The organism is Vibrio sp. Y58_MX_L22, assembly GCF_024181865.1.
Taxonomy (GTDB): Bacteria; Pseudomonadota; Gammaproteobacteria; order Enterobacterales; family Vibrionaceae; genus Vibrio; species Vibrio alginolyticus.
In genome coordinates this window covers 14,527-38,619 of sequence record NZ_JAMZAN010000017.1, presented here as the reverse complement: position 1 = coordinate 38,619, position 24,093 = coordinate 14,527, and the positions used below count along the sequence as shown (strand labels likewise).

The window sequence follows — 24,093 nt, the reverse complement described above, 5'->3', positions numbered from 1 at the left end:
GAACTCAGAAGTGAAACGAAATAGCGCCGATGGTAGTGTGGGGCTTCCCCATGTGAGAGTAGGACATCGCCAGGCTTTAGTTTTATTTTCACTTTTTCGAAAAGTGAAGACAAAAGCGGACGCTTGCTTATTAAAGCGAGTGATACCACTGCGGAGTGGTAGTTCAGTTGGTTAGAATACCGGCCTGTCACGCCGGGGGTCGCGGGTTCGAGTCCCGTCCACTCCGCCACTTAATATCGACAACCTCGCTTATGCGAGGTTTTGTCAAATCTAGAATATGAAAATTCTATAGGGGTGTAGCTCCAATTGGCAGAGCAGCGGATTCCAAATCCGCGTGTTGGGAGTTCGAATCTCTCCACCCCTGCCATATATCAGGCTCTGACTTAGGTCAGAGCCTTTTTTGTATCTGGTTTCTTCTCATTATTACAGCTTATTTCTACTCTTATCCCGTAAGTATGGCTTTCTGCTGTACTTTGGCAGCATTTAATCTACTGAACGAACGAAACTACAGTTAGCTGTAATGATCATTGGCCCGAAATTTTAATAATAAAGGGGAATCACTATTTATATTTAGTTACACTCAACCGATCTGGATTAATGAGTAACTATGTATGGATATATCTCGTCGACGCTTTCTTCAATCATCCTTAGCAATCTCCGCGCTTACCGTTCTACCTGCATGTTCTCTATCTAGGAGCACCAATAAGCAGGGGCAATATATATACGATATTACTGCAGAGCCTTCTACTGCAGAATTGGTCCCTGGGTTTAACACAGACGTACTCGCATTTAATGGTTCGATTCCAGCGCCTACGATTCGTTGTCGCCAAGGCGAGAGAGTTATAATTCGGTTTACTAACAAGCTTTCAGAGCCGACTACAATCCACTGGCATGGCTTGCGAATCCCTATTGAAATGGATGGTGTACCTTTCTTAAGCCAGTTACCTATCATGCCGGGTGAAACATTCGTTTATGAATTTACACCACCAGATGCGGGCACATTTTGGTATCACCCACATATGAATAGTGTGAAGCAGCTTGGTAAGGGCTTAGTTGGGCTAATTATCGTTGAAGAGGCTGAGCCTGTTCTATTTGATGAAGAACAGGAAATAGTTCTAAAGCATTGGCATTTAGACAAACAAGGTCAGTGGAAGAACCTTATGGTACCGCGCTTGAGCGCTCGTATGGGGACTCCCGGAGAGTGGAGTAGCGTCAATGGTGTGCATGAACCTGTTTATACGCTGAAGCAGAATGCTACCACGCGATTAAGAATTGCTAATGTCGATAACACCATTACTTACCCGATCGCTATAGAAGGGGCAGAGGCTTGGGTTATTGCTATAGATGGTAATCCTGTTAAAACGCCTTATAAGCTCACTCAGCACAAAATTGGTCCAGGAATGAGGTTAGATATCGGATTGATTGCTCCGAAGGTTGGAAAACGTGTTTATGTGCGTCAAATGAAAGGACGCTTCCCATTCCCTTTGTGCGAGTTTGACGTTGTTGAGTCTGACCTGCCGAACAACCAGAAACTGCCTTTATTACCTCTCAACCCTGTGCCAGCTCTCGATTTGAAAAATGCAGAGCAAATCGATTATGTGTTTGAGTGGGAGGGCGCGATCACTCCTGCTGATAAATCGGGCAAAGCGATACCTAAATTCTGGCTGATGAACAAACGGGCTTGGGAGGGAATGAGCAAAGATAATATTCCGCCGCCCCTTTCAACATTGGAGATGGGAAAAACCTATATCTTCAACCTAAAGAACGTCACCCAATATCATCATCCTATTCACCTTCATGGACACACATTTACGGTTCTTGAGTTAGATGGAAAAAAACTCGACGAACCGTTTCATACCGATACGGTCTTGCTTGGAAAAAACGGCAGTGCGAAAGCGGCATTTGTTGCAGATAACCCTGGACGTTGGATGTACCATTGTCATGTGATCGAACACATGAAGACGGGGTTGATGGGTTATATTGAAGTAAAGTGACTCCTGTAACTTTTTAAATCTTGATAAGTTTTAAGCGCTATACTTTGCTGAATTCTAAGATTGTATAATCACTATTGCCGTAAATTTGATTACAATGTCGCCATTAACTTTTCTGGGGGAATTATGGGACAACTATCCGTTTTGGGTTTTATTGCATTGGGTGGTGCATTTGGTGCATGTTCTCGTTACTTAATTTCTGAACTTTGTGTCATTTTATTGGGGCGTGGTTTTCCATATGGTACGTTAACCGTTAACGTTGTTGGCTCATTTATGATGGGCTTATTGATAGCAGCTTTCGATAATGAACTTTTGGCAACGGAACCTTGGCGACAAGTGATTGGCTTGGGTTTTTTAGGGGCACTAACGACGTTTTCCACCTTCTCGATGGATAATGTGTTGCTTATGCAGCAGGGCGCTTTCTTTAAGATGGGGTTGAACGTATTGTTGAATGTCGTGTTAAGTATTTCAGCTGCGTGGATAGGCTTTCAATTATTGATGCGCAGCTAGCAAAGTAGTTAAAAATTGAACAGGTCGGCTTGGTTTCACCAAGCCGTTTTTATATACTGACATCACTTGTCGGAGTGCCATAAGGCTGAGACCGTTAATTCGGGATCCGTTGAACCTGATCAGATTAGAATCTGCGAAGGGAACAAGAGAAGATATTCACACCGGAGTTCTTTCTGGTTGATCTATCAAAAGTCGAATGTTGTTACAGGCAAATATCGTAAGCTTTAACTAGCCTTAATTTGACTCCTCTTGTCGCATCTATCCGCCAAGCATTTTTATCCAATTACTTTTTATCTAGTATAACAAAGCAAGGAAAAATGCTATGTCGAGTCGCAAACAAGCGAGACTGGAAGCAAAACAGTTCATTGATACACTCTCGGTACAACCGTACCCCAATTCAAGCAAAGTCTACGTAGAAGGCTCACGTCCAGATATTCGTGTGCCAATGCGTGAGATATCACTTGCTGATAGCCTTATTGGAGGCACAAAAGAAGCGCCTATATTCGAACCTAATGAGCCAGTACGCGTTTACGATACGTCGGGTGTATACACAGATCCAGAGCACACCATAGACCTCTATAACGGCTTACCTAAGCTGAGAGAAGGGTGGATTGAAGAGCGCGCCGATACTGAGCTACTTGATGAAGTAAGCTCGGTGTACACCAAAGAACGCTTAGAAGACGAAACACTAGACGATCTTCGTTACGGTAATCTACCACGTATTCGACGTGCCAAAGATGGCCATTGTGTGACTCAATTGCACTATGCTCGCAAAGGTATTATTACCCCAGAAATGGAATACATCGCGCTGCGTGAAAACATGGGGCGTGCCAAGTATCGCGATGAAGTGCTGAATCAACAGCATCCGGGTCAAAGCTTCGGAGCGAACCTACCAAAAGATATTACCGCCGAATTCGTGCGTAAAGAAGTCGCCGAAGGTCGCGCTATTATCCCTTCCAATATTAACCACCCAGAATCTGAACCAATGATCATTGGCCGTAATTTTTTGGTCAAGGTGAATGCCAACATCGGTAACTCATCGGTCACTTCTTCGATTGAAGAAGAAGTAGAGAAGTTAGTATGGGCAACGCGCTGGGGTGGCGATACCGTTATGGATCTCTCTACTGGACGTAATATTCACGAAACTCGCGAGTGGATTCTACGTAACAGTCCGGTTCCGATCGGTACCGTACCAATGTACCAAGCGCTTGAGAAAGTGAATGGTGTTGCTGAAAACCTTAACTGGGAAGTGATGCGCGATACTCTGATCGAGCAAGCAGAGCAGGGCGTTGACTACTTCACTATCCATGCCGGTTTACTACTTCGTTATGTTCCAATGACCGCAAAACGCGTTACTGGCATCGTTTCTCGTGGTGGCTCTATCATCGCGAAATGGTGTTTAGCGCATCACCAAGAAAGCTTCTTATATACCCACTTCCGAGAGATCTGTGAAATCTGTGCTAAGTATGATGTCGCACTATCTCTCGGTGATGGTCTGCGTCCTGGTTCGGTTGCCGATGCTAACGACGAAGCGCAATTTGCAGAGCTTCGTACTCTTGGTGAGTTAACCAAGATTGCGTGGGAATATGACGTACAGGTGATTATCGAAGGTCCTGGTCATGTTCCAATGCACATGATCAAAGAGAATATGGAAGAGCAGTTGGAGCACTGTCATGAAGCTCCTTTCTACACGCTTGGTCCGCTCACGACAGACGTCGCTCCTGGTTACGACCATATTACTTCAGGCATTGGCGCAGCCATGATTGGTTGGTATGGCTGTGCGATGCTTTGCTACGTAACTCCGAAAGAGCATCTTGGCTTACCAAACAAAGAAGATGTGAAAGCAGGAATGATCACTTATAAGCTTGCTGCGCACGCCGCTGATTTAGCGAAGGGACACCCAGGCGCACAAGTGCGTGATAACGCGCTTTCTAAAGCTCGCTTCGAGTTCCGCTGGGAAGACCAATTCAACTTGTCACTCGACCCTGATACCGCGCGCGCTTTCCATGACGAAACCTTGCCTCAAGAGTCTGGAAAAGTTGCTCACTTCTGTTCGATGTGCGGACCAAAGTTCTGCTCGATGAAGATCTCGCAAGAGGTACGAGAGTATGCGAAAGACACTGAGCAAGTTGCTGCAGACCAAGCTATATCGATCAAAATGCTGGATGATCCTCTTGAGGGGATGCGCCAGAAATCGCAAGAATTTAGAGAGTCAGGCTCCGAGCTATACCACCCAGCAGCACATGCCGAGGTAAGTGACTAATGAGCAAAATCCTTATTCCGTCATCATTGATTGAACTGGCAGGTTTAGTTCAGCAATGTTTGTTGTTGGCGAAAGAGCAGGGTTTTAGCATTGAAGACATTGAGTTGGGTGTGAGCCCAACTCAATCTATTCAGCTTGTTCGCGACCAACAGACCACACACATAACGACAGATCTTATTGATGGTTATGACTCTGAGCATGAGAGTTCATTTGTGCTCTATTACCGCTCTTCTTTATCGGTAGAAGCGTGTGCTAAGCAACCGTCGAAAGCGATTTATATTGGTATTGCTGATACTCAGGTATCCGATGAAAAGGAGAAAGTGCTTCAGCTTGATATCTGGCGTCACCCAATTAACAACGAAGTGAGAGCGCTTTCCGTTAAGTCCAAATTCAACGCAATGTTCGATCCTGAACATCACCTTGCTTGGATAGTAACGCTGACAGTACTCGATTTTCCTATCGAAGATGCGTTAACACTTGCTCGAGGAATGCTAACTCAACAAGCGAATGTTTCACGTGAAACACTGTTGAATGACAACCTTGATGAGGGGCGATCTACTCAGTGGGCTGACCAATTTGATGATTTCCCCACACCTGTACTGGAGGATAACCGACTAGGTATTCAAGTTGGTTGGTCTGCACAAGATGAGAGCGTTAGCTTTCCAACTCTAACTAAGCAAAGTCTAGGGCTCTATCCAGTCGTTGATGATGTTGCTTGGATTGAGCGTCTACTGCCACTAGGCATCAACACTATTCAACTGCGAATCAAGAACCCACAACAAGCCGATTTAGAACAACAGATCATTCGAGCAATTGAGCTAGGTCGTCAGTATCAAGCACAAGTGTTCATCAATGACTATTGGCAGTTGGCAATCAAGCATGGCGCTTATGGCGTCCACCTAGGACAAGAAGACATAGAAGAATCGAATTTGGCTCAGCTAACTAAAGCCGGCATTCGTCTTGGTCTTTCTACTCATGGTTATTATGAGCTACTGCGCATCGTACAAATTCATCCTAGTTACATCGCGCTAGGGCATATTTTCCCAACCACCACAAAAGAGATGCCATCGAAACCACAAGGTTTGGTGCGCTTGGCTCTATATCAAAAGCTGATTGATAGCATTCCTTATACAAATACAGAGGCTGCTTTCCGTCCCGCAAAAGACAAAGCAGGTAGTGACTATGTGCTTGGCTTTCCGACGGTCGCGATTGGTGGCATTGACCAATCTAATGCAGACCAAGTTTGGCAAACAGGTGTTTCTAGCTTAGCAGTAGTGCGTGCTATTACGTTGGCAGAATCACCTCAGTCCGTTATCGAGTTTTTTGCACAACTGATGAAAGAGAGACAGCTAACGTTCACTGATCAGAATAGTGAATTGGCGGATACCAAGAGAGGCGAGAATGCTCACGGATAAGCAGTTCCTTCGCTATCAACGCCAAGTCGCTCTGCCTGAAATTGCTGAAAGTGGGCAAGAGCGCTTGAGCAAATCGCATGTGCTGATCATCGGTTGTGGTGGGTTAGGGAGCGCAGCGAGTTTGTACTTGGCATCAGCGGGTGTTGGTAAATTGGTTGTGGTCGATGACGATGAAGTTGATAGCAGTAACCTACAACGTCAGATCATTTATCGTGAGCAAGACATCCAAGTCGCGAAAACAAAAGCGACTGTAAAGCAACTGACTGACCTTAATTCTATGGTTCAAATTCGTGCTCTCAATAAGCGATTGGACAAAGCACAGCTGCAGCTTGAAGTGATGCTAGCGGATGTGGTGCTCGACTGCACCGATAACATGCCGACGCGCCAGCTCATTAACCAAGTTTGTTTCGAGCAAAACACGCCGCTCATCTCGGCGGCGGCAATTGGTTGGCAAGGGCAATTCGCTGTCTTTGATTATCAAACGCAGATTGAACAAGAAGCAGAGAGTACAGCCTGTTACCGCTGTTTGTATCCGTTCGACGAATTACCGCAAACGCAAAAGTGCAGTGAGAGCGGTGTCGTCGGTCCGGTGGTGGGTACACTTGGCAACTACCAAGCGATAGCGGCAATTCAAAAACTGGCGACGGGAAAGTTTCATGTCGAGACTGCCAAGTTACACCTGTTCGATGGATTGAAGCTGCAATGGCAAACCATGGCGATAAGTAAAGATAAACAGTGCCAAGTGTGTGCTCAGATTTAGTTTACGAGTAATGGGCAGAATTAAGAGAGTTGGAAGCAATGACGTTATCAGAACAACAAACAACACAAATGACAGCTGTTGACTTAGATGTGATCACTATTGTCATCAATGACCAGTCACATCAAGTTGCCAGTGAGTCAAATCTACAGCAAATCATTAGTCAATTTGCGCTGCCTGAAATGGGCTGTGTTTTTGCAATTAATAACAATGTTGTGCCGCGCAGTGAGTGGGCTAGCACAGTTCTTTCACAGGGAGATAGCATCTCTTTGTTTCAAGCGATCGCAGGGGGTTAAAGTCGATGCTTAAAATTGGTGATAAACAATTCGAATCAAGACTGTTCACGGGAACAGGGAAGTTTGCCAACAGCCGATTAATGGCAGAAGCGATTCAAGTATCGGGTTCTCAACTTGCGACCATGGCGTTGAAGCGTGTGGATGTGAACGACCAACAAGACGATATTTTGCTGCCGTTAGTACAAGCGGGTGTGAACTTATTGCCGAACACCTCAGGTGCAAAGAATGCTAAAGATGCTGTGTTTGCAGCACAATTGGCGAGAGAAGCGTTGGGTACTAACTGGTTAAAACTAGAAATTCATCCAGACCCGAAGTACTTGATGCCCGATCCAATTGAGACACTAGCAGCCGCTGAGCAACTGGTTCGTGAGGGTTTCATTGTCCTTCCTTATTGTCATGCTGACCCGGTTCTGTGTAAACGATTGGAAGAAGTAGGCTGTGCTGCAGTCATGCCATTAGGTGCGCCGATCGGTTCTAACAAAGGGATAGTTTCTCACGATTTCCTAGAGATCATCATCGACCAAGCTAATGTTCCTGTGGTTGTGGATGCGGGTATTGGTGCTCCTTCACATGCCGCGCGTGCGATGGAAATGGGCGCGGATGCCGTGCTCGTCAATACAGCGATTGCAGCTTCGAGCGATCCCGTTGCGATGGCGAAGGCATTTAAGTTGGCGGTAGAGTCCGGGCGTATGGCTTATGAAGCTGGACTTGCCGGTAAGGTTTCTCATGCGGTTGCGTCGAGTCCACTGACGTCATTCCTAGATGAGCTTTAGTACTAGATTGGTTTAGCTATTAAGCGAGGAAAACATGAGCTTCGTTGAACAATTTAAGCAGCTTAATTGGGATGACATTTCGATGTCGATCTACGCGAAAACGGCACAAGATGTTGAGCGAGCATTGAATAAACCCAAGCGTGATTTGGAAGATTTTAAAGCGCTAATTTCACCAGCGGCTGAAGCGTACTTAGAGCAAATGGCGCAGCTGTCATACTCGGCAACTCGCAAGCGTTTTGGTAATACCATGTCGCTTTACATTCCATTGTACCTTTCTAACTTGTGCGCCAATGCTTGTACTTATTGTGGCTTCTCGATGGAGAACAGAATCAAACGTCGTACCTTGAATCGGGACGAGGTGGCTGCAGAAGTTGAAGCCATTAAACGTATGAAGTTCGATAGCGTATTGCTGGTGACTGGCGAACACGAAACCAAAGTGGGCATGAAATACTTCCGCGAAATGGTGCCGATGATTAAGAAGCGCTTTAACTATTTGGCGATGGAAGTGCAGCCACTTGATCAAGACGAATACGCTGAGCTCAAGACATTGGGTTTAGATGCGGTGATGGTCTATCAAGAAACGTATCATCCTTCGACTTACGCCGAGCACCATTTGCGTGGCAATAAGATGGATTTCGAATACCGATTGGATACACCCGATCGTCTTGCAAAAGCGGGCATCGATAAGATCGGTATTGGCGCATTGATAGGGTTGGAAGAGTGGCGTACCGACTGCTTTTATGTGGCAGCGCACTTGGACTATCTTGAGCGCACGTATTGGCAGACTCGTTACTCAATTTCTTTCCCACGTTTACGTCCTTGTAAGGGCGCGCTCCAACCCAAATCAGTCATGACGGATAAGCAACTTGTTCAGCTGATTTGCGCTTATCGTTTGTTGAATCCAGAAGTGGAGTTGTCATTATCGACTCGTGAATCACCAAAGTTCAGAGACAATGCATTACCGTTAGGTATCACCAGTATGTCTGCTGCATCTAAAACTCAGCCGGGCGGTTATGCGATGGATGATGTTGAACTCGAGCAGTTTGAGATCAGTGATGAGCGAAGTGCTGGTTCTGTGGAAGATATGATTCGAGCCAAAGGCTTTGATCCTGTATGGCGAGATTGGCACTCGGCGTATTCTGGTTAATCAGCAAATAAAGCCACTGGTCATCGTTATGTTTCACGTGAAACATAAGTAAAGAAAAGAGGGTTGATGCAAAACATCAACCCTCTACTTTTTTCTAGCTTCTAGCTTCTAGCTTCTAGCTGTGTGCTACTGGTAGCGTTGCTTGACGAAGCCACTCTTTCACATCACCTTCAACAAGTGGGCTGATCTCATCCCATACTTTCTGATGGTAATCATTCAGCCAAGCAAGTTCTGGACGAGTTAGCATATCAACGTTGATATTGCGCTTGTCGATTGGACAGCGCGTTAGCGACTCAAATGACAGAACAGGGAAGTCACCGTTAGTTGGGGTTTCAACAACAAGCTCTAGGTTCTCAATACGGATACCAAACGCATCTGAACGGTAGTAACCTGGCTCGTTGGATAGCACCATGCCTTCTGTTAGAGGCACGTCGATTTGCTTCTTCGAAATGCTCGCTGGACCTTCATGAACACTTAGGAAGTGACCAACACCGTGACCAGTACCGTGATCGTAATCGTAGCCTTCCGCCCATAGGTGCTGACGAGCTAGCGTATCGATTTGGTAACCACGTGTGCCTTTCGGGAAACGTGCACGAGCAACACCGATGTGACCTTTTAGCGCAAGAGTGAATTGTTTAATCATCTCTTGTGAAGGCTGACCGATCGCAATAGTACGCGTGATGTCTGTCGTGCCATCTAGGTACTGACCGCCTGAATCCACTAGGTAAAGTGTGTTCAGTTCTAGCTTGCCAGGTTCAGGTTGGTTCTCGTGATTGTAGTGACACATCGCCGCGTTGTCACCTGCCGCTGAAATGGTATCGAAGCTAAGGTCCATAAGTGTCGGGTCTTCGCTACGAAATGCTTCCAGTTTGTCTGCCAGTGTCGCTTCATCATGCAGGTTACCAGCAGCGACTTCAGCATCTAACCAAGACAGGAACTTACTCATCGCTACGCCATCGCGGATATGACATGCTTTCATGCCTGCGATTTCAACTGCGTTCTTTGTTGCTTTTGGCATTAGGCATGGATCAGCTTTACTCACCACAGATGCGCCAGCGTTTTGAAGAACCAGCTTAAACCACGCGTTACTTGTCGCAGGGTCAACCAGTACATTCTTGCCAGTTAGGTTTTCTAGTCGTGCTTGCAATGCTTCTGGGTGATGAACCGTCACGCCGGCACCAACATGAGCGTCAAACTCAGCAGGTAGGCGAGCAGGATCTAGGAAGTATTCCACGCTTGAGTCTGAGTGCAGAATCGCGTGAGAAAGCAGAACTGGTAGACGTGAGACATCTAGACCACGAACGTTGAGCAACCAACAGATAGAATCAAGTGCTGTGATAACTGCGCTGTCTGCGCCGGCTTTTTTCACGAGCTCTGCGATTTCTTGGCGTTTGCTTTCACTTGACTGACCAACTGCTTCTGTTGCCATTAGGCGAACATCAGAAACCACAGGAGCAGGGCGGTCGTGCCACAGTTCATCAATTGGGTTGCTATCGAGAATCTTAAGCTCAAGTGCGCCAGCAAGTTTTGCTTGTGCCATGTCTAGCCAAGCTGCGTTGTGCATGCGAGGGTCGATTGCCACAGACGCGCCATTTGCAAGATGGTCTTTAATCCAATCTAGTGCAGGTTCTTCAATCAAGTGACGGTATTCGAATAGATCAGCAGGAACCTGCTTTGTTACTTGTACTGTGTAGCGACCATCAACAAAGATAGCGGCTTTGTCTTTGGTGATTACCGCAGCACCAGCAGAACCAGTAAAACCAGTTAGCCAATGTAAACGCTCGTTGTGCGCTGGTACGTATTCACCCAAGTACTCGTCTTCATGAGGGACAAGTAGGGCATCAATATTATGTTGTGCTAGCCATTCGCGAATTGCATTCACGCGGCTTTGGGTATCGTTGTGCATCTGTGTTATTCCTTCAAATTACCGCTCCTTCATGCTCAGGTGTGGGAGCTGTTTCCATCTGCTTCATGCAGTTTACGATTCCATTGAGGTTCGCAATCACTTCAATAGAGTCGGAGTACAACTAGGCCATAGATGAGCCAAAAAGGACTACGACAGTTAAGCTACTCATTTTAGCCGCTAAGCGCAAATTGAGTGCGGTGTTTTTATCTAAGGTGATCGGTTTTTTGTGTGATCATCGTACGTAGCCAGCCTAATGCAGGGTCGTTTTCTCTATCTCGGTGCCAGAATAAAGTGTAAGCCATAGGTGGGAATTCTAACGGTAGTGGCAGCACGACCAAATCAAGCTGTTTGGCCGCAAGTTGCACAAAATGGCTTGGCGCAGTAAAGATAAAGTCGGTGTATGAACATAAACTTGCGGCACTGTTAAAGTCGGGCACAGTGACGGCAATATCGCGGTCGGCGCCAATATCTGCAAGGCGATAATCCAGCAACCAACGGTCGTTGCCATCACAACGTACTTGTACATGGCGTAGGGCGAGATAGGCTTCCAGATTCCAAGGTTGTTTTAGCGCAGGGTGGTTTTTGCGAATGATGCACATTTGGTAATCACGATAAATTTCCAACTCGCAAATGTCATCGGGTGGTTGAAGAGTCAGCTTGGCATCGTTTATATCGATATCTTTTCCAGTTAAGCCTAAATCCAGTTCGCCGCGTTGAAGCATTTTAAATGTATTATCCGACCACGGGTGTGTGCTGATTGTCACGCCAGGTGCTTGTTGAAAAATCGCCGGTAAGAAATGGGGTAGAATGAGAGGGTAGACACTCTCTACCGCTGCTATTTGAAAACGGTATTCACTGCTTTGCGGAGAAAACTCTTCGGGTTGAGTCAGCACTTCTAACTGATTTATCAACAGATCCAGTTTCGGTTTAAGAAACAATGCGCGCGGCGTAGGTGTTAATCCATGTGAGTTTCGAGTGAAAAGAGGGTCATCAAATTGAATGCGCAGTTTAGCCAGTGATTTACTTACGGCGGATTGGCTTAAGCACAATCGGTGGGCCGCACGAGTAACGTTTAACTCTTCAATCAGCACTTTAAAGCAGACCAATAGATTTAAATCGATACGAGCCAGTTTTTCGACGTTCACAGTGAATTTCCTCTGAGGAATAATGCTCATGATTATACATCATTTCCATTCATATCATCAGATGATTAAGCTTTACCCAAAGTTCTTTATCCAATTCGGAGTGTTGTGTGTCTAGCCAGTTTTCTAATAGTAAAAAACAGATGGCGTTATTGACCCTTTTGGTTCTTTTCAGTCCTTTAGCGATTGATATTTATCTACCTGCTTTACCTCTTATTGCTTCCACTTTTCAGGTCGATAATGCGCTAGCACAAGACACGATCACTTGGTTCTTATTTGCTATGGGTGTTGGTCAGCTATTCGCAGGTCCCCTAGCAGATAAACTCGGACGTCGAACTGTTGCATTGGGCGGTATCACCATTTACGCGATGAGCGCTTTATTGGCGTGGAGTGCTCAAAATATTGAGTGGATGTTGGTTTCCCGACTGCTACAAGGCTTAGGTGCGTGTGCGACATCGGTAGCAGCCTTTGCAACAGTTCGCGATATCTTTGGCCCGGAAAAAAGCGGCAAAATGATCAGCTACCTTAACGGTGCGATTTGTTTCATTCCGGCTTTAGCTCCAATTCTAGGTAGCTGGTTAACTCAGCAATTTGACTGGCGTGCTAACTTTAGCTTTATGGCGGGTTTTGCTGTGGTGTCTGGATCATTGATGTTTTTCATGATGAAAGAGACTAACCCGTCAACAGAAAAGCAAGCCGTGTTTAAGCTTAGTCGGTATTGGGCAGTGCTTAGCACACCATCTTTTGTTTTCCATGCGTCATTATGCTTGATGGCGATGGCGGTTATTCTTGCTTACGTTACCTCAGCACCGTCGGTATTGATGACGGGGATGGGGCTGTCGATGAATGAATTCACTTTCTGGTTTGGTGTAAATGCGGTGATAAACATTGCGGCATGTATGCTGGCGCCTAAGTTTATGGAGCGCGTTGGAACTCACAACACCTTGGTCACCGGGATCTCAACTCTGGGTCTCGCAGGTGTGATCATGCTAGTGATGAATGGTCAGAATACCGCGCTTTCTTTCATGCTACCTATCTTCATGTCTTCTGTAGGTTTTGCATTCATTCTGGGTGCAGCGGCAGGGAAAGCGTTAGAACCGTTTGGTGATAAGGCGGGCACGGCAGCTGCACTGCTTGGATTGTTCCAAATGAGTGGCTCTGGTTTGTTGGTGGGTACACTGCAACGCTTATCTCTGGATCCACAAACCTTGATCGCAATTCATATGTGGGTCCTATTACCTGCGTTGGTCGTTCTGTTTACAAAAGCAGGGAAGAACTGGCACTCGAGCTTTGCGAAAGCGTAAATCAGTGTAATTTAGTATTTTCCAATGTAAGTAAGGCGTGTATATTTGTCACTCAGACTTTTCCTGACACCATAACGGAACTCAAAAAGTAATGTCGTTAACCACGTATGAAATGGCTCGTATTCTAGAGCAAATGGAAGATTCACCAGAAAAGGTGATGTTTGGCAAGTTGCTTAATGAGCTGGGTAATCAAAGCTCCGAGCGTATTCGTAGTGCGGCTAAACAAGTACCTCTGCCAATTTTGCGTGATATCGTGTACCAATTTCAGCAAGTGATTGAGTCACGCAAAGATGAACAAGTCGAGCAGATGGCAAAAGACCTCGCTCAGCAAGGTATCTCAGCAGAAGAGCTACTGGCTTACTTGAATAAATAATAAAAAATCCCCGCATGATGCGGGGATTTTTTTAGCTCGTCATTTTCTTTTTCAGGATGTGGTCCAAAGACAGCGGTCCTGGCCCCCATACGATTACGATAAGAATCATCAATCCCCAAAGTTGGTGGTCATAAAAACCTTTCTCCCACAACAGTGGGTAAGAGATCACTGCGATGATGTTGAACACAAACAGCATTGCTGCCATCGGGCGGGTAATCAATCCCAGTGCCAAGAACACCGGTAGAACCAACTCCGCAGCCGTACCTAAATAAGCCGCCAATTCCCATGGCAAGATTGGCACTTGGTATTCCAGCTCAAATAAGTACAGCGTGCTATCCCAAGATGAGATTTTGATTAGTCCTGAATTGAAGAACACCCAGGCTACCCACAAGCGACAAAAGAGAAGTAGTAAAGGGACAAAGCCAGCTTGTAGGGTACTGATTAAATCGTCGTACCGATTCACTAAGTTTTTAACCGTATCCGTCATAGAGTGCTCCTTAGATTGATTGCAATGTAAAGCCGTCAACAATATCGAGTGCCATGATGCGATTGAGATGAGCGAGTAAAACTTCAGGTATTTCGCTCAAACTCTGCTTCTGCTCTAAACATTGCAGCAGTTGGAACACATCGGCATCGAGTGCGTGACACAAGGCTTCTCCATTGGCTTGAATCGAGATGACACCTTGCTGTAATTGGTTGATATTAAGTTGTTCGAATTGCCCAGTTTGAATCGCACTAAATAGATCGAATACTGCGTAATTGGAGTCAAAGCTGCGGCAGCCCTTTTTAAGGTGTAAGACTAAAGCGGGTTGTTGCTCTTCACTCACTTCGCCAAGTAACGCAAGCGGTTTTAATTCCGCTGCATTGGATTGCTCATACTGTGCTTGACGAGCTAGGTCGATATGCCACTCGAAGCGTGCGACTTCAGGGCTGTAAGGTGCTTGTGCGATCACCTGACTAAACTGCATGATGGTGTCTTGAAAGCCTTCGCCATAATGCACCACATTTCCTTCTTTTAATGGGTAAGAAAGAACATGCTGGCGAGCTATCTGTTCAAAGCATTCTTCACCAAGCAGCGCTTCAACCATCGGGTAGGTCGCGGACAACACTTCGCTTAAGCTGACGATAAAGTTATTGCGGTAAATTTGTATGCGTTCATCAGCGGTAAACTCATCACTGGCAATATCGCAGTCTTCACCGAGCGCTTGATAGTGCAGGGCTTTAGCAAACTGGCTTTGTAAGGTGGCTAGATTCATGATGCCTTCCTTGGTTCGCTTTGTTCACTTGGAAGTGTGCCTTGCAACAGCAGTTGCGATGCTTTCTGCGCTTCTCCTAATAAGACTTCTGGCGCGGGGATATCCAAATCCCATTCAATCAACGTATGACGTGGACCGTGTTTTTTTGTCCACTGCGCGAACAGTTGCCAAACTTCATCACTAACTGGGCGGCTATGGGTATCAATCCATATCTCACCTTTGTCGAGTTGTTTGATGGTAAAACCTGCCAAGTGAATCTCATCCACTTTGTCGGCTGGAATCGCATCTAGGTATGTGTCGCAATCAAAACCGTGGTTGAACGCCGAAACATAAACATTGTTTAGATCGAGCAATAAACGACAGTCAGTGCGCTTTTGCACTTCGGTAAGAAACTCCCATTCGCTGATGGTCGAATGTTGAAACTTCACATAACTAGATGGGTTCTCTATCAAGATCTCGCGTTGCAAATATTCCTGCACTTCATTCACGTTACGAGTGAACACGTTGAGCGCTTCTTCCGTATACGGAAGTGGAAGCAGGTCATTAAAGTAGTGACCGCCGTTTTCACTCCAACTTAAATGGTCAGAAACAAGAATTGGGTCGATTGAGTCAATCAGTGATTTAAGTTGCGCAAGATGCTTTTGACTAACACGTTCCACCGAACCTAGCGACAAACCAATACCGTGGCAGCTAATTTGATATTGCTCGCGAAGCGTTTGTAGCTGATGGCGCTCTGTTGCATTGGGTTGGAAATAGTTTTCACTGTGGATTTCTAACCAAGATAACTCAGGCTGGGATTGGCTAAAGTAATCGAGGTGAGGGGTTCTTAATCCAACTCCAACAAGGTCGTGGAAGGTGTGGTGTTTCACGTGAAACTCCTTTTCAAATCGTGCGGGAAGAGAAGGATGCGTCTTGGCTTTGCGTTGGTTGAGCGTCAACGCATCCTCACAATAGCTAGCGATAAAAGATTATGAAGAAGAAGTGCTACCGCCAGCGAGTTTGTCACAAAGACCTTTTGGTACGACTACGAATGCGTCTTTTTGGTTATCTTCTTTAGAAGTACCAGCGCATGAGCTGCTTTTTGTTGCACAGTCGTTTTTACCTGCTTTAGAAACGCCATAGCACTTTTCTTTTTCAGCAGCGACAGCTGGAGCTGCAGTTAAAATTGTGCCACCAAGAGCTAGAAGACCAGTAACAGCAGCAGTAACAGCTAGATTCGACTTTTTCATAATAAATTCCTCTGAATGATTTCCTTTACTTTAAGTTGGCAAGATGAATCGCCTGTTTTGGCGTTTTTGTTATCAACTTGCTTAACTTAAAAGATAGGAAACTGGCTAAAAAACTTTCAGAAAAATTTCTGAAGTAAATGGGTTTGTAGGGTCAAATAGATATAACTAATTGATGTGTTGGGCAAAAAAACATCGATTTTTTTATCAAGTTTTGTCTAAACAGCACCCGGTTGTTTAGGTTATAATCGGTTTTTATGTATAAATAACCAGTAGCTCTCATCATGATGGATCCATCTCTATTACTCGACGGTTTGAACGATAAACAACGTGAAGCCGTTGCAGCACCTCTAGAAAACTTGCTCGTTCTTGCTGGCGCAGGAAGTGGTAAGACACGCGTTCTTGTTCACCGTATCGCTTGGCTGATGTCGGTCGAGCAAGCTTCTCCGTTTTCAATCATGTCGGTAACCTTTACCAATAAGGCGGCGGCAGAGATGCGTGGACGTATCGAAGAGCTAATGATGGGCAGTGCAGGCGGTATGTGGAATGGTACTTTCCACGGCATTTGTCACCGTATTCTGCGAGCACACTATCTTGATGCGAAGCTACCGGAAGATTTCCAAATCATTGACAGTGACGACCAGCAGCGTCTGCTAAAGCGTTTGATCAAAGCGCAAAACCTCGATGAGAAGCAATGGCCTGCACGCCAAGTGGCATGGTGGATTAACGGTAAGAAAGACGAAGGTCTGCGTCCGTCGCACATTGATGCGTACCATGATCCAGTAACCAAGACATATCTGCAGTTGTACACCGCTTACCAAGAAGCGTGTGATCGTGCTGGTTTAGTCGATTTTGCGGAAATCTTGCTGCGCGCACATGAGCTACTGCGTGATAACAAGTTCGTCCGTGAACACTACCAAGCACGCTTTAAGCATATCTTGGTGGACGAGTTCCAAGATACCAACAACATTCAATATGCTTGGCTACGTATGATGGCAGGTCCTGAGTGTCACGTGATGATCGTAGGTGATGACGACCAGTCGATTTATGGTTGGCGTGGTGCAAAAGTCGAGAATATTGAGAAGTTTACGCTCGAATTCCCAAGCGTAAATACCATTCGTCTTGAGCAAAACTACCGTTCAACCAAGACCATTCTGGAAGCATCTAACACCCTGATTGCGAATAACACCGAGCGTATGGGTAAAGAGTTGTGGACGGATGGCGTGGTCGGTGAGCCTATCTCGGTTTACAGCGCTTACAACGAATTAGATGAAGCCCGTTTTGCGGTGAACAAAATCAAAGAGTGGCAAGACAAGGGCGGTGCTCTGAATGACGCTGCGATGCTTTACCGTAACAACGCCCAGTCGCGTGTTCTGGAAGAAGCGTTAATTCAAGCCGGTCTGCCTTACCGTATCTACGGCGGCATGCGATTCTTCGAACGTCAGGAAATCAAAGATGCCTTGAGCTACATGCGTCTGATTGCCAACCGTAACGATGATGCGGCGTTTGAACGTGTGGTGAATACGCCAACGCGTGGTTTGGGCGATAAGACGCTTGAAACCATCCGCTTTGCGGCTCGTGATCGTGGTTGCACCATGTGGGAAGCGAGTGTGGCAATGTTGGACGAGAAGGTGCTTGCTGGTCGCGCTGCTGGTGCTCTGAGCCGTTTTATCGAGCTTGTCACCGCGCTAGAAGACGACACCTTAGAGATGCCGCTGCATCACCAAACTGACCATGTGATTAAATACTCGGGCTTGTTCGCGATGTACGAGCAAGAGAAGGGCGAAAAGTCTAAGGCACGTATTGAGAACTTGGAGGAATTGGTGACCGCAACTCGCCAATTCGAGAAACCAGAAGAAGCCGAAGACATGTCACTGCTGACGGCATTCCTAACCCACGCAGCACTAGAAGCGGGCGAAGGACAAGCGGACGAATTTGAAGATGCGGTTCAGCTCATGACATTACACAGTGCGAAAGGTCTAGAGTTTCCATTGGTGTTTATGGTCGGTGTGGAAGAAGGCATGTTCCCAAGCCAAATGTCGGCAGAAGAAGCAGGGCGCTTAGAAGAAGAACGCCGTCTGTGTTACGTAGGCATGACCCGTGCGATGCAGAAACTGTACATCACTTATGCTGAAATGCGTCGTTTGTACGGTCAGGATAAATACCATAAACCGTCTCGCTTTATCCGTGAACTGCCAGAAACTTGTTTAGATGAAGTACGAATGAAGGCGCAAGTTAGCCGTCCTTCAAGCAGTGGTCGATTTAGCCAAACTGTTGTGAAAGAGAGCTTTAATGAAACCGGCTTTACGCTAGGTTCTCGTGTGATGCATCCAAAGTTTGGTGAAGGCACCATCATCAACTTCGAAGGCAGTGGTCCACAGAGCCGTGTACAGATTGCCTTTAACGGTGAAGGCATCAAATGGTTGGTAACTGCTTACGCACGACTAGAGAAACTGTAAGGCTTGACCAAAACTCATCAACTTAAGAGCTGCTTCGGCGGCTCTTTTTGTTTGTGCAGTTTTGGTGTCGCTAACGCAGTAAAAAATGGAATGATAAATGGAGTACAAAAGCGCGACTTAACGATGCCGTTTGAAGTGAAAGGTGGGCGTTGTGGGTGAATGCCTGTTTTCAGCAGATCTACTGAGAAAAACTTTAGGCAAAGAAAAACCCCGAGGGCTTGCGCCCATCGGGGTTATAGTCTTACTCGCAGCAATCCAGCTACTAAGAGTGCTCCATGCATCTAATCCATGATAGTGTGCTGAATCCGTCAGCTTAATCCTTACGTCGCCTTCCTAGCGGTGTCCTTAGTGACCTTATCCTGGTCTGCTAACTATCCTCGTTAGCTCTCATCACTTGTTCCCTGAGCGGTGTCCCTGACATCATCCTGATGTTCAAATCCTTGCCTCGTCCAGAGGTGTCCATTTCCCGTCCTTAGTAGCAACCATCCTAGTCACTATTGATTCCGTTCAATGTCCAATTTTGCAATCCATGCCTGACTATTCATCCTGAATAACCGTTTCTTCTTCCTGAAGTTCACCAAGTCCGTGGTGTTTCCTGTTCCGTGTCAGCATCCTTCCGACAGGTTTAATATTACGTGTTTAACGATTTCCAACAACGGGCTAATCTCACATTTTTTTACACTCTTAGCGTTCAAAAAAGATACATAAGTATTAAATTCAATGGCTTATTATATTTGTTGTACGGTTTTACCATTAAAAAAGAGAGGTTTGCTCAACCCTTTGTGAGAGATCTCGCACAAGGGGTCGAGCGAAAGACTCTTACTGCCCGATAGCGGCACCTTCACGTCTCGGATCCGCAGCGCCTTCAAGACCGTCTTTTGTTATGCGTATCGCATGCAGACCAGAATTCAAATCCCGAACATCGGTTTTAAAACCCATCTTCTCCAGAGCAGGCTGTAAGCCCTCTGCGGCGGTACCTTGCTCAATATCTAAGGTGCCAAAACGGTTCAGCAATCGTGGCTGATTAATCGCGCTTTGGATGTCCATATCCCATTGCGTGTGGGCGATAATGGCTTGTGCGACGTAACCAATAATGCGGCTGCCACCTGGTGAGCCAATTGCCATGTAAGGTTTGTCATCCTTCATCATAATGGTTGGTGCCATGGATGAACGTGGGCGTTTTCCCGGTTCTAAGCGGTTCGCGATTGGCACACCATCTTGATGCGTGCGGAAAGAGAAATCGGTCAGTTCGTTATTGAGCAAGAAGCCGCGTACCATCAAGCGTGAGCCAAAGGCGTTCTCGATGGTTGTTGTCATTGAAACCACATTGCCTTGCTTATCGACGATATTGAAATGGCTGGTGGAAGGCAGCTCGATCGATTGGTCCATGCTTAAGTTCATGGCGTGCGACCAAGGAGGATTACCGGCTTCAGCCTTACTCAAGGCTTTACCTACTTGAATGAGCTCAGCACGTTGTTTGAGATAATCTTTATCAAGCAAGCCTTCGGTTGGCATTGGCACATAATCTTGGTCAGCCATGTATTTACCACGATCCGCGAACGCAAGGCGCGATGCATCGGCGATCACTTGCCATGATTTCGCGCTTTCGGCTCCCCAACCTTTAAGATCGTATTGCTCGGTGATCGCGAGAATCTGTCCAACCGTCAATGCGCCAGAGCTAGGTGGTCCCATGCCGCAGATGTCATAGCTTTGGTAAGCCGCACAAACCGGTTCACGTTGCTTGATTTGGAACGCATCAAAGTCAGGTTGTGCCAATACGCCAGGATTGCCCGGTGCATTCTGTACTGTCTTGATGATGTCTGTGGCGATATCGCCTTGATAGAAAGCTTTTGCCCCTTGCTCTGCAATTGCCGTCAGAGTTTGCGCGTATTCAGGGTTCTTCAACAACGTGCCTTCGGTTTTTGGTGAGCCGTCTGGATTGAAGAAGTAAGCCTTAGTCGCAGGGAAGCGTGATAGGCGCTTAGCATCTTTCTCAATCAGACTCGCGAGGCGAGGACTGACTTCGAAACCTTGCTCAGCCAAGGTAATCACGGGTTGGATGATCTTCTTCCATTCCAACTTGCCGTATTTCTGGTGCGTGTCCCACAGCAGTTTCACTGTACCAGGAGTGGCAACGGAGCGCCCGCCGACAACCGCATCGTAAAATTGTAGGGGTTGTCCTTTTTCGTCTAAAAAGAGTTTCGGCGTCGCGGCGAGCGGTGCGGTTTCGCGTCCATCATACGTAGTTAGTTTTTGTTTCTCACTGTCCCAATACACTAAGAAGGCGCCACCACCAATACCTGATGATTGCGGTTCTACCAAGCCCAGCATCAGCTGCACGGCAACCATAGCATCAATAGCATTACCACCTTGGGCAATAACATCCGCACCAGCTTGGGTTGCAATTGGGTTAGCAGCGGTAACCATATAATCTTTCGCTTTGATCAATTGTTTTTGCTCGAAGCCAGTGCTGTGCTCCGGCGCAACCGCATCTGCTGCTTGGTTAGCAAAGACTGAGGTAGATAAGATTAGTGGGGAAGTAAGAAAAAGACCCGTGGTCATGAGTCGGTTGAACGTCCAATGCATGATGACTCTCCATGTTGCCAGTTTTGTGCTTTGAGCTTGGCAGTTATGGAGAGTCACGTCGAGTCAGCAATCTTAGAAATGTCGATTGTGCTACGCTTTTAAATCAGTACTTTATCCGATAAAAGTATTGATAGTTTGGTATAGAATACTGCCGCCCACTAGAGTAAATATCACGCCGCATAGACCGTCGATGTAGATACCCGCTTGTTGCAATTTACGCTGTAAGCGCTGTGTCGACAGCATCCATGCAAGGCTAGAGAACCAGAATAGCGACAAGCCAAACAGGATGACCAGTGCAATACCTTTGCCAGTAATCGACATACCTGCTGGGACTAAACTCGACATCAAACTGACAAAGAACACCAGGGCTTTTGGGTTAAGAATGTTGGTCGCAAACCCTTTAGCAAACGCTTGACGCTTATTGCTGATCACTAGGTTATTTTGCTTCTTAGGTTGATCCGTCAGTGGGTTTTGGATCATCGAGATCACGGCACGCAATGCGCCAAGTCCTAAGTAGAGCAGGTAACTACCACCGAGCAGTTGTACCACGGAATACAGCACTGGGTGCTGGTGGACGACAAAACTCACACCTGTCAGGCTGAACAAAGAGTGCAGCAAAATACCGACGGACAATCCCAACGCAATGTACAAGCCAGTTTGACGACCATGACGCGTCGCATTTTGTACGACCAGCGCAAAGTCCGGACCTGGACTCATTAGGGCAATAAAGTGAATGCTGGCGAGCGTCAGCAATATGGTGGATTCATTCATAACACATCTCAAATATAACCAATGCGGCTATTGTCGTGGTAAGTCATCTGTGGCGCTTGTAAAAAACTGACAGCTTTCTCGGTAAATGAAATTAACGAGTCACTTGAGAAGGGGAAACGCCGTAGGTCTGCTTAAACGCTTTGCTGAAATGCGCTTGGTCGTAGAAACCGATCTGATGGGCGACGTCGGTACCACATTGACCTGATTGCAGTAACTTCATGCCTTGCTCAAGGCGCAGGCGTGCGAACCATGCATAAGGCGTCATGCCAGTTTGCGCTTTAAAGTGGCGCTGGAACTGAGTTGGGCTCAGTTGGCACAGCTCTGATAGCGAATCCAAACGCACCGCTTGGTCAAGGTTCGCCATTAGATAATCTTTTAACGTTCCAAGTGATTGATTTCCTAACGGCACCACTTTTTGTCGCTCAAGCGATCCGTAGCGATCAAAAAGTTGGTTAAATCCTTCAAAAGGAAGGCAATCTTTGGTGAGTTGGCTGAGGTTTTCACGACGAAGTAGCCCGTGTAAGTTACTAAGTTGTGAAAATATCTGTGGATCCGAGATGATCAGCTCGTTGAAGTGTATTATTTGACCGTTTTGCTTAAGATCAGCTAGATCGCTCAATAGGTGAGGTTCGATCGCAAACACATTCACTTCATAGCCACTTTCGAGCTTAGATTGCCCGTCGTGCAGCTCATCCGGCGGCATAATCACAATTTGCCCGTGACCAACTTGGTGGCTGTTACCTTGGTATTGGAACTTCTGCGCGCCATGCGTGATCAGGCCGAGATGAAAATCCAGATGGTAATGCCTTTGAAAAGCAAATTTCTGGTATTTCGCCTCTATTAGACTCAAGTTGTCATGGTCGGTTGCGTAGTACTGAATATGTTCCATTAAACAAAAAAAGCTTGGTCACATTATGACCAAGCTTATCTGGCAATTTCTAACTTGTCTTGTAAAAAACGATCACTGTGGCTGAACGATTCGGCGTGAGCGACGGTTATTACGTAATCCATCAAAGCTAAACACGACTAGTGCTCCCCAAATAAAGACGAAAGTGATCGCTTTATCCATGGTAAAGGGTTCGCCATACATCAATACTGCAAGTAAAAACATTAAGCTTGGGCCTATATATTGGAAAAAGCCCAAAGTCGATAATTTGAGTCTTGTTGCTGCACCCGTAAAGCACAGCAGTGGCAGGGTTGTTATAACCCCAGCCGCGATCAACAAACTATTTAACGTAAGTGGATTCGTAAGCATATTTGAGGTTGGTGTATCGGCAATAAAAAGCAAATAAACAGCGGCCACTGGCAGTAGAAGTAATGTCTCGATAAACAAGCCAGTTTTTGCATCGACACTGACTTTCTTTCTTAATAAGCCATAAAAGCCGAAGCTCATTGCTAACGCCATCGCAACAACAGGTACGGAGCCAAATACAATCAGTTGAACGAGTACGCCACAACCTGCCAATACAACCGCGAACCACTGTAATTTACGCAGTCGCTCACCAAGGAAGACCATCCCGAGTAAGACGTTGATCAGTGGGTTAATGTAATAACCTAAGCTGGCGTCGAGCATATGATTCGAGTTTACCGCCCAAATGAAAATCAACCAATTGCCGCCAATTAACATGGAACTTGCGATCAGGTAAGCGATTTTCTTTTTGTCTTTCGCGATGTGGTAAGCCGAGCGCCAGTGACGGCCAAAATGGAGGAGTGCAGCAAGCAAAAAGAAAGACCATATCACTCGGTGGCTGAGAATTTCCAAAGGAGATACTTGTGCGATGGACTTAAAGTACATCGGCGCAATGCCCCACATGGTATACGCGCCAATCGCTAGCAAGATGCCTTGCCGCGCGCGTTGTTGTTTGTCTTCTGGTGTCATGAAGTGTCACCTAATTGTGTGTTTTATAGAGCAGAAAAT

The 24,093-nt window shown here is 46.3% G+C and carries 21 protein-coding genes, 2 tRNA genes and 1 riboswitch; of the genes, 13 read left to right on the top strand and 10 right to left on the bottom strand.

Annotated features, from left to right (window positions below):
* Positions 1 to 152 precede the first annotated feature (152 nt).
* The 10 genes from NL626_RS21970 (at position 153) to thiH (ending at position 9,152) form a co-directional block, all read left to right on the top strand.
* Positions 153 to 229: transfer RNA gene (locus NL626_RS21970), tRNA-Asp, on the top strand.
* Positions 230 to 290: 61 nt separating this feature from the next.
* A tRNA-Trp gene (locus tag NL626_RS21965) sits at positions 291 to 367 on the top strand.
* A gap of 244 nt (positions 368 to 611) precedes the next feature.
* Positions 612 to 1,994, top strand: coding sequence for a multicopper oxidase family protein (locus NL626_RS21960; protein ID WP_253657728.1), 1,383 nt, complete (start codon positions 612 to 614; stop codon positions 1,992 to 1,994).
* A 123-nt stretch (positions 1,995 to 2,117) separates the two neighbouring features.
* Complete coding sequence (gene crcB, locus NL626_RS21955) at positions 2,118 to 2,501, top strand: fluoride efflux transporter CrcB (RefSeq protein WP_005378811.1); 384 nt, start codon at positions 2,118 to 2,120, stop codon at positions 2,499 to 2,501.
* 60 nt (positions 2,502 to 2,561) lie between these two features.
* Positions 2,562 to 2,660, top strand: a riboswitch (TPP riboswitch).
* Positions 2,661 to 2,823: 163 nt separating this feature from the next.
* Positions 2,824 to 4,764, top strand: coding sequence for a phosphomethylpyrimidine synthase ThiC (gene thiC, locus NL626_RS21950; RefSeq protein ID WP_253657727.1), 1,941 nt, complete (start codon positions 2,824 to 2,826; stop codon positions 4,762 to 4,764).
* The gene (locus tag NL626_RS21945; RefSeq protein WP_253657726.1) at positions 4,764 to 6,179 is read left to right on the top strand and encodes a thiamine phosphate synthase; all 1,416 of its coding nucleotides are present in this window, start codon (positions 4,764 to 4,766) and stop codon (positions 6,177 to 6,179) included. The genes thiC and NL626_RS21945 overlap by 1 nt, the downstream gene beginning before the upstream one ends.
* Positions 6,166 to 6,939 (top strand): thiazole biosynthesis adenylyltransferase ThiF, encoded by a 774-nt coding sequence (gene thiF, locus NL626_RS21940; RefSeq protein WP_213869005.1) that lies wholly within the window; start codon positions 6,166 to 6,168, stop codon positions 6,937 to 6,939. Before NL626_RS21945 ends, thiF begins: the two co-directional genes overlap by 14 nt.
* 38 nt (positions 6,940 to 6,977) lie before the next feature.
* Entirely contained in the window at positions 6,978 to 7,232 is a 255-nt protein-coding gene (gene thiS / locus NL626_RS21935) for a sulfur carrier protein ThiS (RefSeq protein WP_213869006.1), read from the top strand.
* Between the two features lie 5 nt (positions 7,233 to 7,237).
* Entirely contained in the window at positions 7,238 to 8,005 is a 768-nt protein-coding gene (locus NL626_RS21930; protein WP_005397059.1) for a thiazole synthase, read from the top strand.
* A gap of 34 nt (positions 8,006 to 8,039) precedes the next feature.
* A complete protein-coding gene (thiH, locus tag NL626_RS21925; protein WP_005386233.1) occupies positions 8,040 to 9,152 on the top strand; it encodes a 2-iminoacetate synthase ThiH in 1,113 nt (370 codons plus the stop codon).
* Positions 9,153 to 9,267: 115 nt separating this feature from the next.
* On the opposite strand, the gene NL626_RS21920 is transcribed toward thiH, so the two are convergent.
* Both NL626_RS21920 and NL626_RS21915 read right to left on the bottom strand, forming a co-directional pair.
* Complete coding sequence (locus NL626_RS21920; protein ID WP_253657725.1) at positions 9,268 to 11,058, bottom strand: aminopeptidase P family protein; 1,791 nt, start codon at positions 11,056 to 11,058, stop codon at positions 9,268 to 9,270.
* Between the two features lie 203 nt (positions 11,059 to 11,261).
* The gene (locus tag NL626_RS21915; protein ID WP_005378791.1) at positions 11,262 to 12,203 is read right to left on the bottom strand and encodes a LysR family transcriptional regulator; all 942 of its coding nucleotides are present in this window, start codon (positions 12,201 to 12,203) and stop codon (positions 11,262 to 11,264) included.
* A 107-nt stretch (positions 12,204 to 12,310) separates the two neighbouring features.
* Here NL626_RS21915 and NL626_RS21910 point away from each other — a divergent pair, with 107 nt between their 5' ends.
* Together NL626_RS21910 and NL626_RS21905 are read left to right on the top strand one after the other, a co-directional pair.
* Positions 12,311 to 13,504 carry a multidrug effflux MFS transporter gene (locus NL626_RS21910; protein ID WP_005382927.1) on the top strand — a complete coding sequence of 398 codons (1,194 nt, stop codon included), beginning with the start codon at positions 12,311 to 12,313 and terminating at the stop codon, positions 13,502 to 13,504.
* A gap of 91 nt (positions 13,505 to 13,595) precedes the next feature.
* Positions 13,596 to 13,877 carry a hypothetical protein gene (locus NL626_RS21905; RefSeq protein WP_005378786.1) on the top strand — a complete coding sequence of 94 codons (282 nt, stop codon included), beginning with the start codon at positions 13,596 to 13,598 and terminating at the stop codon, positions 13,875 to 13,877.
* 31 nt (positions 13,878 to 13,908) lie between these two features.
* On the opposite strand, the gene NL626_RS21900 is transcribed toward NL626_RS21905, so the two are convergent.
* The 4 genes from NL626_RS21900 to NL626_RS21885 form a co-directional block, all read right to left on the bottom strand.
* Positions 13,909 to 14,364 carry a DoxX family protein gene (locus NL626_RS21900; RefSeq protein WP_005378784.1) on the bottom strand — a complete coding sequence of 152 codons (456 nt, stop codon included), beginning with the start codon at positions 14,362 to 14,364 and terminating at the stop codon, positions 13,909 to 13,911.
* 10 nt (positions 14,365 to 14,374) lie between these two features.
* Positions 14,375 to 15,133: a DNA-binding domain-containing protein gene (locus NL626_RS21895; protein WP_005378782.1), complete on the bottom strand. Its 759-nt coding sequence runs from the start codon at positions 15,131 to 15,133 to the stop codon at positions 14,375 to 14,377.
* Positions 15,130 to 16,002, bottom strand: coding sequence for a DUF692 domain-containing protein (locus NL626_RS21890; protein WP_005378781.1), 873 nt, complete (start codon positions 16,000 to 16,002; stop codon positions 15,130 to 15,132). The genes NL626_RS21895 and NL626_RS21890 overlap by 4 nt, the downstream gene beginning before the upstream one ends.
* A 99-nt stretch (positions 16,003 to 16,101) precedes the next feature.
* The gene (locus tag NL626_RS21885; RefSeq protein ID WP_151514363.1) at positions 16,102 to 16,362 is read right to left on the bottom strand and encodes a DUF2282 domain-containing protein; all 261 of its coding nucleotides are present in this window, start codon (positions 16,360 to 16,362) and stop codon (positions 16,102 to 16,104) included.
* 281 nt (positions 16,363 to 16,643) lie between these two features.
* Here NL626_RS21885 and uvrD point away from each other — a divergent pair, with 281 nt between their 5' ends.
* Complete coding sequence (uvrD, locus tag NL626_RS21880; protein ID WP_005378778.1) at positions 16,644 to 18,818, top strand: DNA helicase II; 2,175 nt, start codon at positions 16,644 to 16,646, stop codon at positions 18,816 to 18,818.
* Between the two features lie 819 nt (positions 18,819 to 19,637).
* Here the strand turns inward: uvrD and ggt are convergent.
* The 4 genes from ggt to rarD all read right to left on the bottom strand — a co-directional run bounded on the left by ggt (position 19,638) and on the right by rarD (position 24,054).
* Positions 19,638 to 21,404 carry a gamma-glutamyltransferase gene (gene ggt, locus NL626_RS21875; protein WP_213912492.1) on the bottom strand — a complete coding sequence of 589 codons (1,767 nt, stop codon included), beginning with the start codon at positions 21,402 to 21,404 and terminating at the stop codon, positions 19,638 to 19,640.
* Positions 21,405 to 21,515: 111 nt separating this feature from the next.
* Entirely contained in the window at positions 21,516 to 22,175 is a 660-nt protein-coding gene (locus tag NL626_RS21870; protein ID WP_213912493.1) for a LysE family translocator, read from the bottom strand.
* A 91-nt stretch (positions 22,176 to 22,266) separates the two neighbouring features.
* The gene (locus NL626_RS21865; RefSeq protein ID WP_009696782.1) at positions 22,267 to 23,064 is read right to left on the bottom strand and encodes an AraC family transcriptional regulator; all 798 of its coding nucleotides are present in this window, start codon (positions 23,062 to 23,064) and stop codon (positions 22,267 to 22,269) included.
* Between the two features lie 72 nt (positions 23,065 to 23,136).
* Entirely contained in the window at positions 23,137 to 24,054 is a 918-nt protein-coding gene (rarD, locus tag NL626_RS21860) for an EamA family transporter RarD (RefSeq protein WP_213912494.1), read from the bottom strand.
* Between the last annotated feature and the right edge of the window lie 39 nt (positions 24,055 to 24,093).